General features: G+C 71.5%; 12 protein-coding genes. 11 read left to right on the forward strand and 1 reads right to left on the reverse strand.

Annotated features, from left to right (window positions below; genetic code table 11):
* The first annotated feature begins 220 nt into the window (after positions 1-220).
* The 8 genes from NQ036_RS10215 (at position 221) to NQ036_RS10250 (ending at position 7,317) form a co-directional block, all read left to right on the forward strand.
* Positions 221-2,269, forward strand: coding sequence for a hypothetical protein (locus NQ036_RS10215; protein WP_257058695.1), 2,049 nt, complete (start codon positions 221-223; stop codon positions 2,267-2,269).
* Positions 2,270-2,408: 139 nt separating this feature from the next.
* Positions 2,409-3,422: a septum site-determining protein Ssd gene (ssd, locus tag NQ036_RS10220; RefSeq protein WP_257047953.1), complete on the forward strand. Its 1,014-nt coding sequence runs from the start codon at positions 2,409-2,411 to the stop codon at positions 3,420-3,422.
* Positions 3,419-4,564 (forward strand): TadA family conjugal transfer-associated ATPase, encoded by a 1,146-nt coding sequence (locus NQ036_RS10225; RefSeq protein ID WP_257058698.1) that lies wholly within the window; start codon positions 3,419-3,421, stop codon positions 4,562-4,564. The genes ssd and NQ036_RS10225 overlap by 4 nt, the downstream gene beginning before the upstream one ends.
* A 61-nt stretch (positions 4,565-4,625) precedes the next feature.
* Positions 4,626-5,411 (forward strand): type II secretion system F family protein, encoded by a 786-nt coding sequence (locus NQ036_RS15675; RefSeq protein ID WP_373566589.1) that lies wholly within the window; start codon positions 4,626-4,628, stop codon positions 5,409-5,411.
* Positions 5,412-5,420: 9 nt separating this feature from the next.
* Entirely contained in the window at positions 5,421-6,059 is a 639-nt protein-coding gene (locus NQ036_RS10235) for a type II secretion system F family protein (RefSeq protein ID WP_257058703.1), read from the forward strand.
* A 181-nt stretch (positions 6,060-6,240) separates the two neighbouring features.
* The gene (locus tag NQ036_RS10240; RefSeq protein ID WP_257047957.1) at positions 6,241-6,501 is read left to right on the forward strand and encodes a DUF4244 domain-containing protein; all 261 of its coding nucleotides are present in this window, start codon (positions 6,241-6,243) and stop codon (positions 6,499-6,501) included.
* A gap of 1 nt (position 6,502) precedes the next feature.
* Positions 6,503-6,937 (forward strand): TadE family type IV pilus minor pilin, encoded by a 435-nt coding sequence (locus NQ036_RS10245; protein WP_257058705.1) that lies wholly within the window; start codon positions 6,503-6,505, stop codon positions 6,935-6,937.
* Complete coding sequence (locus NQ036_RS10250) at positions 6,934-7,317, forward strand: Rv3654c family TadE-like protein (protein WP_257058707.1); 384 nt, start codon at positions 6,934-6,936, stop codon at positions 7,315-7,317. The genes NQ036_RS10245 and NQ036_RS10250 overlap by 4 nt, the downstream gene beginning before the upstream one ends.
* A gap of 99 nt (positions 7,318-7,416) precedes the next feature.
* On the opposite strand, the gene NQ036_RS10255 is transcribed toward NQ036_RS10250, so the two are convergent.
* Positions 7,417-9,894 carry a DEAD/DEAH box helicase gene (locus NQ036_RS10255; protein ID WP_257047961.1) on the reverse strand — a complete coding sequence of 826 codons (2,478 nt, stop codon included), beginning with the start codon at positions 9,892-9,894 and terminating at the stop codon, positions 7,417-7,419.
* A 36-nt stretch (positions 9,895-9,930) separates the two neighbouring features.
* Here NQ036_RS10255 and NQ036_RS10260 point away from each other — a divergent pair, with 36 nt between their 5' ends.
* Genes NQ036_RS10260 through NQ036_RS10270 form a run of 3 tightly spaced genes read left to right on the forward strand, consistent with a single transcriptional unit; the run spans position 9,931 to position 16,362 of the window.
* The gene (locus tag NQ036_RS10260) at positions 9,931-11,793 is read left to right on the forward strand and encodes an HSP90 family protein (protein WP_257058709.1); all 1,863 of its coding nucleotides are present in this window, start codon (positions 9,931-9,933) and stop codon (positions 11,791-11,793) included.
* Complete coding sequence (locus NQ036_RS10265) at positions 11,786-14,740, forward strand: hypothetical protein (RefSeq protein WP_257058711.1); 2,955 nt, start codon at positions 11,786-11,788, stop codon at positions 14,738-14,740. The genes NQ036_RS10260 and NQ036_RS10265 overlap by 8 nt, the downstream gene beginning before the upstream one ends.
* Entirely contained in the window at positions 14,740-16,362 is a 1,623-nt protein-coding gene (locus NQ036_RS10270) for a class I SAM-dependent methyltransferase (RefSeq protein ID WP_257058713.1), read from the forward strand. The genes NQ036_RS10265 and NQ036_RS10270 overlap by 1 nt, the downstream gene beginning before the upstream one ends.

Genomic DNA, 16,362 nt, shown 5'->3' on the forward strand with positions numbered 1-16,362 from the left:
TTCCGCTGCCAAGGATACTCGTTTCGCAGTTGCAGCCATGTTGCGCGGGCCTTGCTTGCGCCGTGGTGGTCCATGTCTCTTTCAATACGTTTGACCGGGCGCGCTGCGGCGAAGGATGAGAGGATGGAAGTCGGCAAGCCGCCAATCGGGCGGGACAGCGGAGCCGTCGCCGGTGCCTGGCGCCGGTGGCGACCGAATGCGATCCGAGGAGAGTCATCCCATGAGCACTCCGAACCAACCCGGCCCTCAGGGATCGGGACCACAGCAACCAGGGCAGCCGTATCCGGGTCCCGGCCAGGACGGCCGGCAGTACTCCGGGCAACCGGGACAGGCGGGACAGCCCCAGTACGGTCAGCCGGGTCAGCCGGGGCCATACGGGCAGCCCGGAGCAGGGCAGCCCGGACCCGGACCATATGGTCAGCCGGGACCGGGACAGCCCGGACCGTGGGGCCCCCAGCCCGGACCCGCGCCCTATGGGCCGCAGTCGGGCCCCTATGGCTCACAACCCGATCCCTATGGCGTCCAGCCCGGCCAGCCCCAGCCCGGGCAATGGGGTCCGCAACCGGGCAATCCGGGACAGCCCGGACAGCCGGGGCCCGGCCAGCCCCATGCCGGCCAGCCTGGTCCGGGCCCAGGACCCGAGGGATTCGGCCCACAGGGCCCCGGACAGCAGCCGCTGGTCGGTTCTCAACCCGCCCCCGGGCCATACGGCTCCCAGCCCGCGCAGTACGGTTCGGCTCCCGGCGGCTTCGGCCCGGCCGGGGCCTCGCCGGTGGGCTCGCAGCCCGGCGCACAGCCCTATCCCTCGGGCCCCCAGGGCTACCCCTCGGCGGGCGCGCCCTATGGCCCCGGTGGTTCGGCGGGCCCCGCCGGGTTCGCACCGATCGCCACTCCACCCAAGCCCAAGCAGCCCGGCATGCTCTTCGGCTCCTTCTCCCTGCGCGATCTGCTGTTGTGGATCGCAGGGCTGTTAGCCCTCCTGTCGCTGGTGCTGCCGTTCCGCCGCTTCTCCGTGGCCGGCAACGCCTACTACGACGGCTTCAGCGAGTCGACATTCATGTGGCACTGGAACGTCGTCTACCTCAGTGCGATCGTGTTGGGCGCGCTTCCGCTGATCGCCGCCGCAGTGCTCTCGCTGTTGAACAAGACGGCTGCGGGCTTCCCCCGGCGCTTGGGATCGTTGGGCATCGACCAGGTCATCTCAGTGCTGACCAGTGTGTCCTTCGCGATGAATATAATCTTCCTGTTGACTTCGGCCCCGTACTTCCACATCGGCGGGTTCCTGCTGCTGCTCGGTTCCCTGGTGGGCTTCTTCGCGGGCGTTTTCACGATGATCCCGTTCTTCGCCGCGGAATTCCAGGCGCGTGAAGAGGCTCCTGCGGCGCCCAAGGCCCGCGGCTTCGCGGCCCAGCCGGCCGCACCCGGCGCGTCTGCCGCGCCGAGCGGCTCCTACGGTCCCGCCGCTCCGGCAGCCCCCGGTGGTCCCGCCGCTCCGAACGGTCCCGGGGCGCAGACTCCGGCGGGCTCCGGCCCGAACACCCCGGCCCCGCAGGCGCCGGGTGGCGGAAACGAGTGGGGCCCCTCTGCCCCGGCGTCCCAGGATGCGGGCGTCCCCGCGGCTGGGTTCCCCGGCGCCGAGGGCCCTGCGGATCAGCAGCCGGAGGCGGAGCAGGCCTCATCGGCCGCACCGTGGGGCGGCATCGATGAGCAGGCGTCTGCCGAGCAGACCGCTCCCGCCACGGACAACGGGCCGGACGATGCCACGACCTCGACCGAGGCCGAACAGCCGGCCGGGCAGCAGTCCGCCGAGCAGCCCGCTGTCACGGACGATGCGGCCGATCGGCCCGACCCCGAGGCGACCCTCGCCTTCAATCCGCTGCGTGAGGACTCCGCTTCCGCCGCTGATCCGGGTGTGACCGCCGCCGCGGATTCCGCTGACCGGGCCGAACCCGGTATCGGCATCAAGGCGCAACCGACCGCCGCCCAGCAGGCCGCCGAGGCCTCGGCGGGCGAACCGGCGGCACAGGCCTCGGCCGCGGACCAGGGACCTGCCACGGCCCAGCCGGCCGCGGGCGGGCAGCCCTTCTGGTTCGCAGTCGGCACGGTACGCCCCGCGGTGGACCCCGGCACCGGGGCGACCGTGTTCATGGTGACCCCGGGCGAATGGTTCCTGGCCCTCGAAGAGCGGCAGGGCTCATTCCTGGTGCAGAACAACGGAGACGCCCGCACCGGTGTGCTGCGCGATCTCAGCGATATTCAGCGCGCCTGATTCGGATGTGAACCGATAAGCACTCGGCTGGGGATCCCCTGCCGATCGACGCATCAGCGGCCTGTGGACGACGAGGGTTCGTCCACAGGCCGCTGATGCGTCGATGGCCGAATTCCGGGGACCGGCCCACGCTGGGGGCATGTCTCGAATCGTGCTCTTCAGCCAATTGACCAGCCTGTCAGAACACTGCGCCGCCCTGGCCGACGGCATCGGCCTGAGCCTGGACGTCCGCGCCCCCGACGCAGGCGGCTGGCAGGACGCGGTCCTGGTCCTGCTCGGCGAGGACGTCGCAGTGCGCCCGGCCATCAGCGGGCCGGCCACGGTCCTGGTATCCCTGTCACCGGCCTCGGCGACATGGGTGCTGGCGGCCAAACTGGGCGTCGACCACGTGGCCGTCCTGCCCGATGCCGCCGAATGGCTCACCCAGCGGATGATCCAGGCGGTCGAACCCGCCAGGGAATCCGCACCCACCTACGGCATCATGGCCGGCTGTGGGGGTGCCGGCGCCAGCGTCCTGGCCTGCGCGCTGGCCCGCCACGGCGCGGAATCCGGTCTGTCCACGGTACTGCTCGATGCGGATCCGCTGGGCGGGGGACTGGATCTGCTGTTGGGCTGCGAGGACGCCGAGGGCCTGCGCTGGCCGTCCCTGGCGGCCTCCCGCGGCAGGCTGCTGCCCTCGACCCTGACCCAGGCACTGCCGCGCGCCGGCGACCTGGCGATCCTGTCCTGGGACCGCCACGGCGTCGACGATCTGGCAGCCGAGGTCTTCGACACGGTCCTGTCCGCCGCCCAACAGGCCTTCGATTTAGTCGTCGTCGACCTGCCCCGGCACACGCCGATCGACCGGGTCCGCGCCTGCCACGAGGTCGTTGTCGTCACCCCGGCCCGCGTCCGCGCAGCCGTGGCGGCCTCCCGGGTATCCGCGCGCCTGGCAGGGGTCCACGCCTCCGTGGGGCTCGTCGTGCGCCAGACCGGCCGGGCGGGCCTGGACCCGCAGGTGGTCGCCCAGACCATGGGACTGGACCTGCTGGGCACCCTGCGCGATGATCCCCAACTTGCCGCCGGGGTGGACCGCGGCGACGGCCTGCCCGGGTCGCGGACGCACCTGGGCCGGCTGGCCCAGGACCTGCTGGGCCGGGTGACGGGCGCATGAACGACTGGATCGATGCGGGTGTGATCGAGGATGTGCGCACCTATCTGCTGGAGAACCCCGGACCCATCACCCCTGCCACGGTTGCCACCGCGCTGGCCGGGACCGGACGGGTGCTGGGAGCCGCAGCGGTGCTGGAACTGGTGGGCCGGGTCTCGGCACAGTTGGCAGGGGCCGGACCCCTGCAGCCGCTGCTGGACCGCCCCGGGACCACCGACCTGTTCGTCAACGGCCCCCACGATGTGTGGATCGACGCGGGCGCGGGCCTCGAACCCGTGCCCATCTCCCTGGGCACCGAATCGGATGTGCGGGCCCTGGCCGTGCGTCTGGCCGGGCTGGGCGGGCGCCGCCTGGACGACGCGGTCCCGTTGGTCGACGTGCGGCTGCCCGACGGGGTGCGGCTCAACGCCGTCATCCCACCGCTGTCGGGTGAGACCACGGCCCTGTCCTTCCGCGTCCCGCGCTCGCGCGGCTTCACCCTGGCCGAACTGGTCGACACCGGGGGTCTGGAGGCCGAGGTCGCGGACGTACTGCTGCAGATGCTGCAGTCGCGGATGAACTTCCTGATCTCCGGGGGCACGGGCACCGGCAAGACCGCCCTACTGGGGGCGCTGCTGGCCGAGGTCGACCCCGGTGTGCGGATCATCGTCGTCGAGGACTCCCGCGAACTGGTCATCGCCCATCCGCACGTCGTCCAGCTGGCCGCCCGCCAGGCGAACATCGAGGGCGCCGGCCTGGTGTCCATGGCCGACCTGGTGCGCAACGCCCTGCGGATGCGGCCCGACCGCCTGGTGGTGGGCGAATGCCGTGGCGCCGAGGTCCGCGATATGCTCACCGCTTTGAACACCGGCCACGAGGGCGGCTGCGCGACCCTGCACGCGAACACCGCAGAATCCGTGCCCGCCCGGCTCGAGGCCCTGGGTGCCCTGGCCGGGATGAGTCCCGCCGCCGTGCGCGCCCAGGCCGCAACCGCGATCGACGCGGTCGTCCACGTGCGCCGCACCGGAGTCCGGCGCCACGTGGAACAGGTCGCCGTTCCGGATGCCACCGGTTCAATGGAGCCCCTGTGGCTTGCCGGCAGGGGTTTCACCGCGGACGGACGGGCCCGGTTCCGCCGGCTGTGCGCCGAGCGGGACCGGGACTGATGGGACAACCCGGAGTGAGGATAACCGGTACTGGAGACAACAAGGACCCGAGGAGGCCACTGTGCTCACGCCCATTCTGCTGATCCTGGCCGTCGGCTGCGGAGGCCTGGCCGCCTGGCTGCTGCGCGACAGGTCGACCGAGCGCCTCCGCGCCCTGGCCCGCGGCACCGGCGGGCACCTCGGCCAGGAGACCGCCACCGGTGGAAACCGCGACGCACAAGGGGGAGCCGGGCCGGGTGGACCCACGCGGGACGGGCCCGCCGCCGTGCGAGGGCACAAGCGCCGGGACAAAGACGCAGACCCGGCCGAACCCGCGATCGCCATCGTCGACCGGTGCACCGCACTGCTGCGCGCTGGAGTCGCCCCGGCTCATGCCCTGCGCCAGGTGGCCAGGGCGGGCACCGAGCCCGGGCTGCGGACTCTGTTGGAGAAGGTGGCGCGCGCTCTGGAACTCGGGCAGGCCCCGCATACGGCGATCCGGGCCCAACTGGCCCAGGCCCGACCGGCCCCGCAGATCGCGCGCATCCTCGAGGGGATGGCATCCGTCTGGTTCGTCGCCCAGACCGCCGGCGCCCCGGCCGCCGAGATGCTGGGCCGTTACGCCGAATCCTGCCGTGCCCGGGCCGATTCGGAGCGCGAACGCGCGGTCGCACTGGCAGGTCCCCAGTCCACGGTCAGGGTGCTCACCTGGCTGCCCGTGATCAGTCTGGGCCTGAGCCTGCTGATCGGCGCCAACCCGCTGGAGCTCATCACCGGTGTGCCCGGCGCCCTGAGCCTGGTCTGCGGGGTCGCGTTGCTGTTGGTCGGGCGCGCCTGGATGCGGGCGATGCTGAAAAAAGCGGAATAGGAGACGGCCATGACCTTCGCACTGTGCTGTGCCGCGGGACTTCTCATCGCTTGCGCAGTGTGCCTGTGGGGCAGCCCCGGCCACCGGCGGCTGCGCGGCCTGCTGGCGGCTGCAACGGCCCCCAGCGTTCGCCGGGCGGATGGGGCAGATGCTCCTGCCGAGGCCGGAGGCGCCGACGAGCCGGGCAAAGCCGGTGTGGCGGGCGGAACCGGTGAGCCCGGCGGAGGCGGAACGGCTACGGACCTGGCGTTCGAACTCGAACTCGTCGCGATCTGTCTGGACGCGGGCCTGCCGACGGCGCGGGCCCTGGAACTGGCGGCGGAGTCCCGCAGCACCGCAGGAGCGGGCCTGCAGCGCCTGGCCCGCGCAGTGGCACTGGGCGAGCCCGTGGCCGAGGGCCCACTGAAACAGGTAGCCGAGCTCATTGTGTTCTCCTCGACGACCGGTGTGGCTCTGGCACCGCTGCTGCGCGGACTGGCCGGGGACCTGGGGCGGGGCGAACACCGCAGACGTCAGCTGGCCGCGGCCCGACTGGGCACCCAACTGGTCATTCCGCTTGGCGTGTGCATCCTGCCTGCCTTCATTCTGATGGGCGTGGTGCCCGTGCTGTTGAGCCTGGTGGAGGACTTCGGAGGGCTATTCGGCTGAGCGCCCGAGCAGCACCGACGCATCGGCTCCTGTGGAAGCCGGGACGACCACGGCATCATCGGCCTGTGGACGGTGGGCGGGACTCCACAGCCGCGCGAATGCCTCTGGCGGTCTGGACACCCGGTGCGCAGACTCGGAACAACCCGGGCGATCCGGCACCGGGATTCGAAAGGAGAGAACCATGAACACCCACGCAGAGAACGAGAATCCGGAACCGGCACCGGTCCTTGAACCCGATGGGGTCACCGACCCGCCGGCGCCCCGGCACGCGCGACGCCTGGCCCGGCTGCGCTCGGATCGGGGCGCGACGACCGCGGAGTACGCGATCACCACGCTGGCCGCCTGCGGGTTCGCCGCACTCCTGGTCGTCATCCTCAAGAGCGAACCGCTGCGCGATGCGATCACCGGGATCATCACGAACGCGCTGAAACTGGGCGGTTGAGATGAGCGGACACGGTAGCCCCGATCGGACCAGGACGGGAGGGACCGGAGCCGAAAGGATCACCGCGGATCGGGCCGGTTCCGCCGGTGCCCGGTCCGATCGGGGCGCCGCGGCCGCGGAGTTCGCGATGATCATGCCGGCCATCGTGCTGATCATCCTCATGGTCCTGGGCACCGCGACCATCGGCCTGACCCAGCTCCAGGCGTACGAGGCCGCCCGGGCCGGTGCCCGCGAAGCGGCCCGCGGCGAGGCCTCGAGCGCGGTGACGAAGGCGGCGCAGGCCAAAGCGGGAAGTAGCGCGGCCGTGAAGATCACCCGTGACGGCGAGTACACGCGGGTGTCGGTGGAGATCGGATTGCCCAAGAGTCTGCACTTCATCAAACAGCGCGTGGACGCCACCGCGGAGGCCCGCACGGAAGGAGGGAGCGGATCATGAGCGGGCCCGATCGGCGCGGCGTTGGATCGGGCCATGATCGTGGGTCCTCAACCGTCGTGAGCATCGGCATCATGCTGGCCTGCCTGGGTCTGATCGCCTCCCTGGGACTGATGTCGCGGGCCTTCGGCGCGAAGACCCGCGCTGACGCCCTGGCGGATTTGGTCGCCCTGGCCGCGGCCGACGCCGCTCGGGGCCGGGCACCGGGGGAGCCCTGCCGGGTGGCCAAGGAGATGACGGAGAAACGGGCGGGCGCGAAACTCGTCGAGTGCATTGCGCGTCCCGATCTGGGCCGCGTCACTGTGACCGTCCAGGTTAAGGCGCCACCGCCCTTCCCCGCGATCAAATCCAAAGCCGTGGCCGGCGGGACACTTTCCCGCTGAGTATTCCCACTGGATGATGTGAGGGACCATTGACTGACCGGTTCGCGCACATTCGAGCCCGAAAATCCGCATGAACCGGCCACTGGATGATCGACCCACTCATCGAGTGTGCAGTAGGGCGCGCAGCAGGCGTCGGGCAGCGTCCTTGTCCAGTGGATCGTTGCCATTGCCGCACTTGGGCGACTGCACGCACGACGGACAGCCGGCCACACACTCACAGGACTCGATCGCCTCGAGCGTGGCCCGCTGCCAGGCGTCGAACCCGGCGAAACCACGTTCGGCGAAGCCTGCCCCGCCGGCCTGCCCGTCGTGGACGAACACCGTGGCCCGCCCCGTGTCCACGTGCATGGCAGTCGACACCCCGCCGATGTCCCACCGGTCGCAGCCGGCGAACAGGGGCAACAGGCCGATCGAAGCATGCTCTGCGGCATGCACCGCACCGGGCAGCTGCGCCTGATCCACTCCCGCGTCCTCCAACAGATCCGGTGGCGCGGTCCACCACACCGCATGGGTGCGCAGATCCCGGCCCGGCAGATCCAGCGGGAACTCGCCCAGGACCACGCCCGTGCCGTTCTGCTTGCGCTGATACCCGGTCACCTGTTCGGTCACGACGACCATGCCGTGGTTGACCGTGGCCCCCGAGGGCAGCGTGTAGGACTCCTCGCAGGACTCCACCGTGATCTCGCTGAGCGTGCGCGCCCGCGTCGAATAGTCCACCTTCTGCCGCACCACCAGCGCCACCCGCTCGGCCAGGTCCAGCTCGCTGACCACATAGCCCACTCCCTGGTGCAGGTACACGGCCCCGGCATGCACCTGCGCATGGGAGGCGGCATCGTCGATCGTGCCCAGCAGGGTCCCAGTGGCGGCCTCGACGATGCGCACCTGCGCCTGCCCCGAACCGCGGATATCGGTCAACGCGGCAGCGGACTCCGCCTTGGCCCAGAACCAGCCGGTCGGCCGGGCCCGCAGCATCTTCGCCGCCGTCAACCCGGCCACGACCTCGGCGGCACCCGGACCGAAGAACTCCAGATCCTCGACGGTCAACGGCACTTCCTGGGCCGCCGCGCACAGGTGCCCGCCCAGCACATATGGATTCTCCGGATCGATCACCCCGGCATCCACTGGGGCGCCGAAGATGGCCTCGGGATGATGGACGACGAAGGTGTCCAGGGGATCGTCGCGGGCGATGAGCACGGCCAGCCATTCGCGCCCGGCCCGGCCCGCCCGCCCCGCCTGCTGCCACAGGCTGGCCAGGGTGCCCGGCCAGCCGCACATGACGACCAAGTCCATCCCGCTTAAGTCCACGCCCAACTCCAGCGCGTTCGTCGAGGCGACCGTGTGCAGCCTGCCACCCCGCAAGCCCAGCTCCAGGGCCCGACGCTCCTCCGGCAGATACCCACCGCGGTAGGCCACCACCGTCCCGGCCAGCTCATCGGCGACATCGGAAACCTTCGTGCGCACGGCATCGGCCAGCACCTCGGTGCCCCGCCTGGAGGCGATGAAGGCGATCGCGCCCAGGCCCGCACAGGTCGAATCGGCCAACACGTCTGCGGCCTCCGATATCGTCGAGCGGCGCACCGGGGCGTCCGCCGGCAGTGCGCTCGCCGTGGCCAGGGCTGCGGGCCCGGCGGAATCCGCCCAGGGGTCGTCGAGGCCGGCCGCCTCCGTTTCGAGTCGGGCCTCCGCCGCCGCGGCCCCTCTGGCGAAACCACCACTGTCCCCGTCGTCCGGCCCCGCGTCGGCGAAACCCGCAGCCAGCGCGGCGTCGGCGGCCGGGGTCAGGGGCGGTTCCCACAGCACGAACGTGCCCGGCGCGCGCGGTGATCCGTCCTCGGTGATCTCCACCGCCGGACGTCCGGTGAACCTGGCGAAAGCCGCGGCCGGTTCGGCCATCGTCGCCGATGCCCCGATCACGGTGGGCGCGGCACCGTAGTGGGCGGCGATCCGCAGCAGCCGGCGCAGCACCAGTGCCACATGGGATCCGAAGACGCCCCTGTACCGGTGCGCCTCGTCGATCACGATATAGCGCAGCGCCTTGAACCAGCGGCCGAACCGGATGTGGTTCGGCAGCACGCTGCGGTGGAGCATATCCGGATTCGTCAGGATGAAATTGGCGTACATCCTGCCCCAGTCCTTGTCCGCCTGGGCGGCGTCCCCGTCGTATCCCACCGGCCGCAGGCCCTTGAGTGGCAGGCTCTTCAGCGCCCCCAACTGATCGTGGGCCAGGGCCTTGGTCGGGGACAGGTAGATGGCGGTGGCCTGACGCACCGGAATGTCATCGCGCGTGCGGACCACCGCATCCAGGATCGGCAGCAGATAGCCCAGCGACTTCCCGGATGCGGTGCCGGTGGCCATAACGGTGTCGTGCCCGGCATGTGCGGCATTCGCGGCGGCGGCCTGATGGGTGAAGGGCCGGGCGATCCCGGTGCGCTCGATCACGCCCCGGACCTCGGCGTGCAGCCAATCCGGCCAGTCGGCGTACCGGGCGGAGCGGGCAGGCAGCGCCTCGAGATGCGTCACCCGATCGGCTCTGGCGCCGTGGGCGGTGAGCAGGTCGATCAACTGGGAGGAGGCCATGGGGACTATTATCCCCGCCGCCGTTAGGCTGGATGGGTGACGAACGAACTTACCCGGCCCTTCCAAGTGCATCTGCGCGGGGTCGTCGAACTCCTGTCGCGCAGCATCTACTCCGGCCCGCAGGTCTATCTGCGCGAACTCATGCAGAACGCCCACGATGCGATCGCCGCGCGCCGCGCGGCCGACGGCGGCGGATCGCGCATGATCATCACCCCGCTGGGGCCGGGGCAGGACTATCTGCAGGTCGCCGACGACGGCATCGGCCTGACCGGCGCCGAGGTCTCGGACCTGTTGGCGACCGTCGGCCGTTCGTCCAAACGCGACTTCCTGGACCTGCCCAGGTCGGACCGCCTGGGACAGTTCGGCATCGGGCTGCTGTCGTGCTTCATGATCGCAGACGAGATCACGGTGCTCAGCCGTTCGGCCGCCGGCGGTCCCGGTGTGGAATGGACCGGCCGGGCCGACGGCACGTTCACGGTCCGGGAAACGGACGAGCCCATGCCGGTGGGCACCCGGGTGCGTTTGCGCCCGCGCGGGGACGATGCGGACCTGGCCAGGGAGAAGTCGGTGTTCGAACTGGCCCGGCGCTTCGGCGAGTACCTGCCCACCCCGGTCGACGTGGTGCGCGTCGACGGCCGGGAGCAGCGGATCAACCGCGCCCCCGTCTTCTGCAATCCGGCCCAGGCGGATGCCTCGGCGCTGCTGGAGCTGGGCGAGGAGCTGATCGGCGCGCGGCCCATCGAGGCGATCCCGCTGGACGTGCCCGCCACCGGTACCACGGGTGTCGCCTACGTTCTGCCCTATGCCCCGGCACCCGGTGCCCGGCAGGCCACCCGCGCCTATCTGGGCGGGATGTTGCTGTCGGAGCGCTTGGACGATCTGCTGCCCGAATGGGGCTTCTTCGTCCGCTGCGTCGTCAACACGACCGGTCTGCACCCCACCGCCGCGCGCGAGGCGCTCATCGAGGACGCCGCCCTCGACCTGACGCGCGACGCGATCGGTGACACCCTGCGCCGCTGGGTGCTCTCGATCGCAGCCACCCGGCCGGCGGCCCTGAGCGAATTCCTGGCCATCCACCAGCTGGGGCTCAAAGCGGTGGCCGTCCACGACGAGGAACTCGCCGACCTGCTGCTGCCGCACCTGCGGTTCGAGACCTCGGCCGGCCCCGCCCTGCTGACGGACCTGGTGCGCGCCCACCCACGGCTGCGCTACACGACCAGTGTCGACGAATTCCGGCAGCTCAGCCCGCTGGCCGCCCCCGACGCCCCGCTGGTCAACGCCGGCTACGTCTACGACGAGGCCCTGCTGCACCGGCTGCCCGAAATCGTGCCGGGCGCGGTGGTGGTGCCGGCCAGCGCGACGGAGCTGGTCGACGCCCTGGCCGAACCGCCGCTGGCCGAGCGCCCGGCGGTCACCGCCTTCGAGGCCCGCTGCACCGCGGCCCTGGACGATGTGGATACCGGTGTGACGGTCCGCTGCTTCGCCCCGGCAGACGTCGCGGCCGTCTACGTCGTCGACGGCCAGGTGCTCGAACAGACGACCAGGGCCGAGGTGGCCCGGGAGTCCGGCGGCCTGTTCGGTTCCCTGCTGAGCAAGTTGGCCGCGGCCCCGGCCGGGCCCGTGGGCCGCCTGTGCCTGAACTGGCACAACCGGCTGGTGCGCACCCTGGCCGAATCCACCGGACCGGCCTTCGCACCGACGGTGCGGGTCCTCTACGTCCAGGCGCTGATGGCCGGTCGGCGCAGCCTGGAGCGCGGCGACCGGCGGATTCTGGACCGGGCGCTGACCGACATCGTGACGCTGAGCGTCGAGAGCCCGGACCCGACGGGCAACGAGAGCCCGGACCCGACTGGCAACGGGACCGGGGACGGGACCGTCGAGGGGAGCGGCGATGAGTGAACAGAACATGGGCCCGGCCGAGCTGCTGGCCCGCGTCGACGCGCTGCCCTTCGGTCCGACCGGTCGTGCGCTGCTCGACGAGGCGCTGGAACTGGTGCGGGAGGCCGGGGACGAGGAGACCGAATACCGGGTGCGGATGCGCCTGGTGGCCTTCGCCGAAATGGGCGGCGACGTCGACGGCGTGCTGCAGAACTTCGCCTGGTGCGTCACCCACAACGAGTCCGACCCACAGCGCTTCCCGACGGTGGTCGACGACTGCGATCTGCTCTGGTATTACAAGTGGATCCCTGCGACCCTGGCCACCAATCCCGCCTTCCGGCTGGCCGACGTCTCCGATGCGCTGGCGGACATGGAACAGCGCTACCGGCGCGAGGGCGTGGGCCTGTCCGGGGTCTACCAGGCGCGCTTCTCCCAGGCCTACCGGACCGGCGATCTGGACATGGCGGAGGAGTACAGGCAGCTGTTGACCATGACGCAGCGCGATGAGTACAGCCACTGCGAGGCCTGCGAGCGCGCCGAACTGGTCGACTACTATCTGGAGCGCGGCGACGAGGCCAGGGCCCTGGAGTACTACGACGAGATCCTGGCCGGGCAGTTCAGCTGTGGTGAGGAGCCAGAATCCGTGATGGCCTCGGTCCTGGTGCCGCTGCTGCACGCCGGACGCGACGATGACGCGCTGTTCGCCCACCGGGCCGGCTACCGGATGGCCAAGGAGAACGATGCGCTGCTGCCGGTGGTGGCGGCGCACATCGAGTTCTGCGCTCTGACGGGGAACCTGTCCCGGGCCTTGACCCTGCTGGAGCGCCACCTGTCCCAGCTGGGCCACGACGCCCTGGACGTCGGCGGGCACTTCGGCGTGCTGACCCATCTGCTGACCGCGCTGCGGATCATCGCGGCGGCAGGCCACGGCTCGCTGACCGTGCGCGGCTCCGACGACCCCCGCCTGGTGCCGGTGCTCGGCGAGCACTCGGGGCCCTACACGGTGGACCAGCTGGCCGAGGTCGCCGAGGCCACGGCGGATCGGATCGCCACGGCCTTCGACCGCCGCAACGACAACGGGCGCTTCCATGCGCGCCTCGACCTGGCGCGGGTCCGCGTGGGGCAGGGCCGGGACCTGCCCTTCGGGATCCAGGTGCCGCCCGCGGCCCCACAGCCTGCCGCCCAGCCGCAGGACGCCGCCGGCTGGGCCGATCTGGTGGCCTGGCGGCTGATCGACGGGGACCTGGCGGCGGCGGACCGGGCGCTGCGGGCCGCCTTCGCCCTGGACCCGGAACCCGCTGACCGGCTCTATCTATGGCAGCTGGCCTGCGAACTGCACACAATCGCGGCGGACGCCGGCGCCCTTGACGATGAGTCCCTGGACCTGAGCCGGATGGCGCGCTCGGCCGACATCGCCCACACGGTGGCGATGCGCGTCGCCGCCTATGAGGCCCTGGGCCTGCCGGTCGAGGCCGCCTTCGAGCGGGCATACGGGCACCTGGCCCTGGGCGGGCCGGACGAGGACAAGGCGGAGGAGATCGGCCGGATCCTCGAAACGGAGTCGGAGTCGACCGAAACCGGACGGGGCCGGGCACGGCTGCTGCTGGCCCAGGCCAGGAACTTCCGGGCACGCTCCGGCGACCGCTCACTCGACGACGCCACCCGCGGGCAGATGGAATCCATGGCCTACGAGTTCTACCGCACGGCGCGCCTGGTCGCAGCCGCGGCCGGCGATGCGGATGTGGTGCGCACGGCACTGACCGGTGCGGCCTGGCTGGTGCCGATCGACGCCGATGAGGGCAGGACCCAGCTCGAACTGCTCGACGCCCTGGCGCAAGCGGGCCCCCGCGGTCCGCAGATCTACGACCTGGTCTATCTGCGCGCGGTCGCAGCGGCGGAGATCGACGGCGATGCCGAGGCGGCGGCCCGCCTGGCGGGCCAGGCCGCGGACGTGGCACTGGCGCACCGTGGCCTGCTGCCCCTGCACCAGGTCACCGGATTGCGCGCCCGGCTGCTGTTCAGCCTCGACCGCGGGCCGCAGGTGGCCGCCGCCCTGCACGTGTTCAATGCCTCGGCCAGGGAGGCCGGGCAGCCGGCGGACAGCCAGATGGTCGTATGGGAGGCCGAGAGCCTGCTGGGGGCCGGAATGGCCGAGGACGCGCTGGACCTCCTGAGCGACCTGGCCGACGGGCTCGAGGCCGATGAGTCGACGCTGCCGGGGGAGACGGCCCTGTCCCAGTACTGGCTGGGGGTGGCGGCGAACGCCTGCGAGTACTACCAGGCCGCCTACACCGCGTGGCTGCGTTCCCTGCTGGTGTCCCAGGCGGCCTCCGAACAGGCCCCGGAGCATCAGGACGCGCAGTTCGCGATCTCCTTCGGCGTCAAATCGGGCAGGCAGCTGATGGACCTGGCGCTGCGCGCGGAAGAGGAGGCGGAGGCCAGGCGGTTCGCCGCCCAGGTGCTCGAGCTGGCCGCCCGCTCGGCCGATACGACCCTGCTGGTGGCGGCCAAGCGCCACGTCGGCCGGGTGCTGGGCGAACTTGGCGATGAGGCCGGACTCGAGCTGCTGCGCACGGCGCTGGAGGACTCGCAGGAGGCCGGGCTGCATCCCTGGTACATCGCCGATGCCCGCGACACCTACGGGCGGACCCTGCTGCGGCTGGGCCACACGGACGAGGCGGTGCCCCAGCTGTTGCAGGCCGCCGATGGCTATCTGGGCACCGGTGACGAGGAGAACGCGGCCTATGCCGAATACGCCGCGGCCCAGGCACTGATCGCCGCGGACCAACTCGAGGATGCGGCGAACGTGCTCTCCGGTGCCCTGGACAAGGTGGTGGGTGTGCCCGGGCCCGCGCGCACTGCGATCGCCACCGTCTACGCCGGCGTGCTGGCCACGCTGGGCCGCAATGTCGAGGCCGGGCGGATCCGGGCCTATATCGACGTCGACGAACCGATGGAGGAGGCATGATGGCGGAATCGGCAGAGATCCCGGCGGATAGCACCCCGGCCACCCCCGCGGTGCCGGAGCCGGACCGCGGCACCCTGGCCGCGCTGCGCGGCGTGCTCGCGGACACGAACTTCACCCCGGCCGGGCTGCGCGGGCACTGGGGCACCCGGATCGAGGCGGCCCTGGAGCGCAACAACGCCGCCCCGGCCCTGTGGTTCACCCGCGGGGCCAAAGCCGGACTGCCCGTGCTGGCCCGGCTGTTCGTGCTCGACGCCGGAGTCGACTGGGCCGCGGCGGAGGCGACCTTCGGCGCCGACCTGCTGCGGGACCTCGGCGGCGCCGGCCTGCTGGTCGAGGGGCCCGACGGCATCCACGCCACCCTGGACCTCAAGCCCTATGCGGTGCCCGTGGGCGTGCCCCGGTACTTCCCCGACGGCAGGCCGGCCGGCGATGTGCTCTACCTGTTCTCCGACCACGGGACGTTGACCCGCGGCGAGGTCGCGGGCGATTTCGTGCTGGGCCTGGGCGGGGCCGGGCGCACCCTGGTCGAGATCACCCCGCGCCGGCCGGTCGAACTGGCAGCCGACATCGGCTGCGGCTGCGGCATCCAGGCCCTGCTGCTGGCCAGGCATGCCCGGCGCGTGGTGGCCACGGACGTCTCCGAGCGCGCCCTGGCGATGACCCGGCTGGGCGCGGGCCTGGCAGGGCTGGACAATATCGAGACTCGGTTGGGCTCGCTGTTCGAGCCGCTGGACGAACCCGTGGACCTGCTGGTGTCCAATCCGCCCTTCGTCATCACCCCGCAGGGCCACACGCAGACCCTGGAGTACCGCGACGGCGGGAAGCCCGGCGATGAGCTGATGCGCGCGGTCCTCTCCGGCGCGCCGGAACACCTGCGTCCCGGGGGACAGACGGCCTTCCTGGGCAACTGGGAGTCCGATCCGCTGGCCTGGATCACCGCCGACGACACCGACGTGATGATCATCGAACGCGAACGGCTCGACGCCGTGGCCTATGCCGAGACCTGGATTCGCGATGGCGGGGTGCCGCGTGCCTCACGGCGCTGGAACGCCGACACGGCCGCCTGGCTGGAGGACTTCCGGGCACGCGGAGTGTCCGAGGTGGCCTTCGGCTGGGTGCGCATGCAGCGGGCCGAGGACGGGTCGGTGCCCAGTGGGAGCGCCGAAAGTGCAGAGTCCGGCGAGACAGTCGGTGTGGGCGAGCCGCTGCGCCACCTGGAAGTCATCAGCGGGCCGCTGGGCGCGAACAACGCAGGGCTGGCACTGCACCTGGACACCCGGCTGGCCATGCTGCAGTGGCTGGCCGGTGTGGACTTCGCGGAGCTGGTGGGCACGAAGTTCCTACGCGCAAGCGATGTCACGGAGCACCGGCACTTCACCCCGGGCGCCGAGGAGCCGACGATGATCACCCTGGAGCAGGGCACGGGATTCGCGCGGACCTTCGACACCGACACTGCGCTGGCCGGGTTCGTGGGGGTGGCCGATGGGACGCTGACCCTGGGCCAGGTGGGCGCGGCGCTGGCGCAACTGTTGGGCGTGGACGCTGCGGCCCTGACCGCGCAGTTGGCCGAACAGCTGCACACCCTCATCCCCGCCGGCATCGTCTACCCCGCGGGGGAGTAA

The organism is Brevibacterium sp. 91QC2O2 (assembly GCF_024580695.1).
In the GTDB taxonomy this organism is placed as follows: Bacteria; Actinomycetota; Actinomycetes; order Actinomycetales; family Brevibacteriaceae; genus Brevibacterium; species Brevibacterium moorei.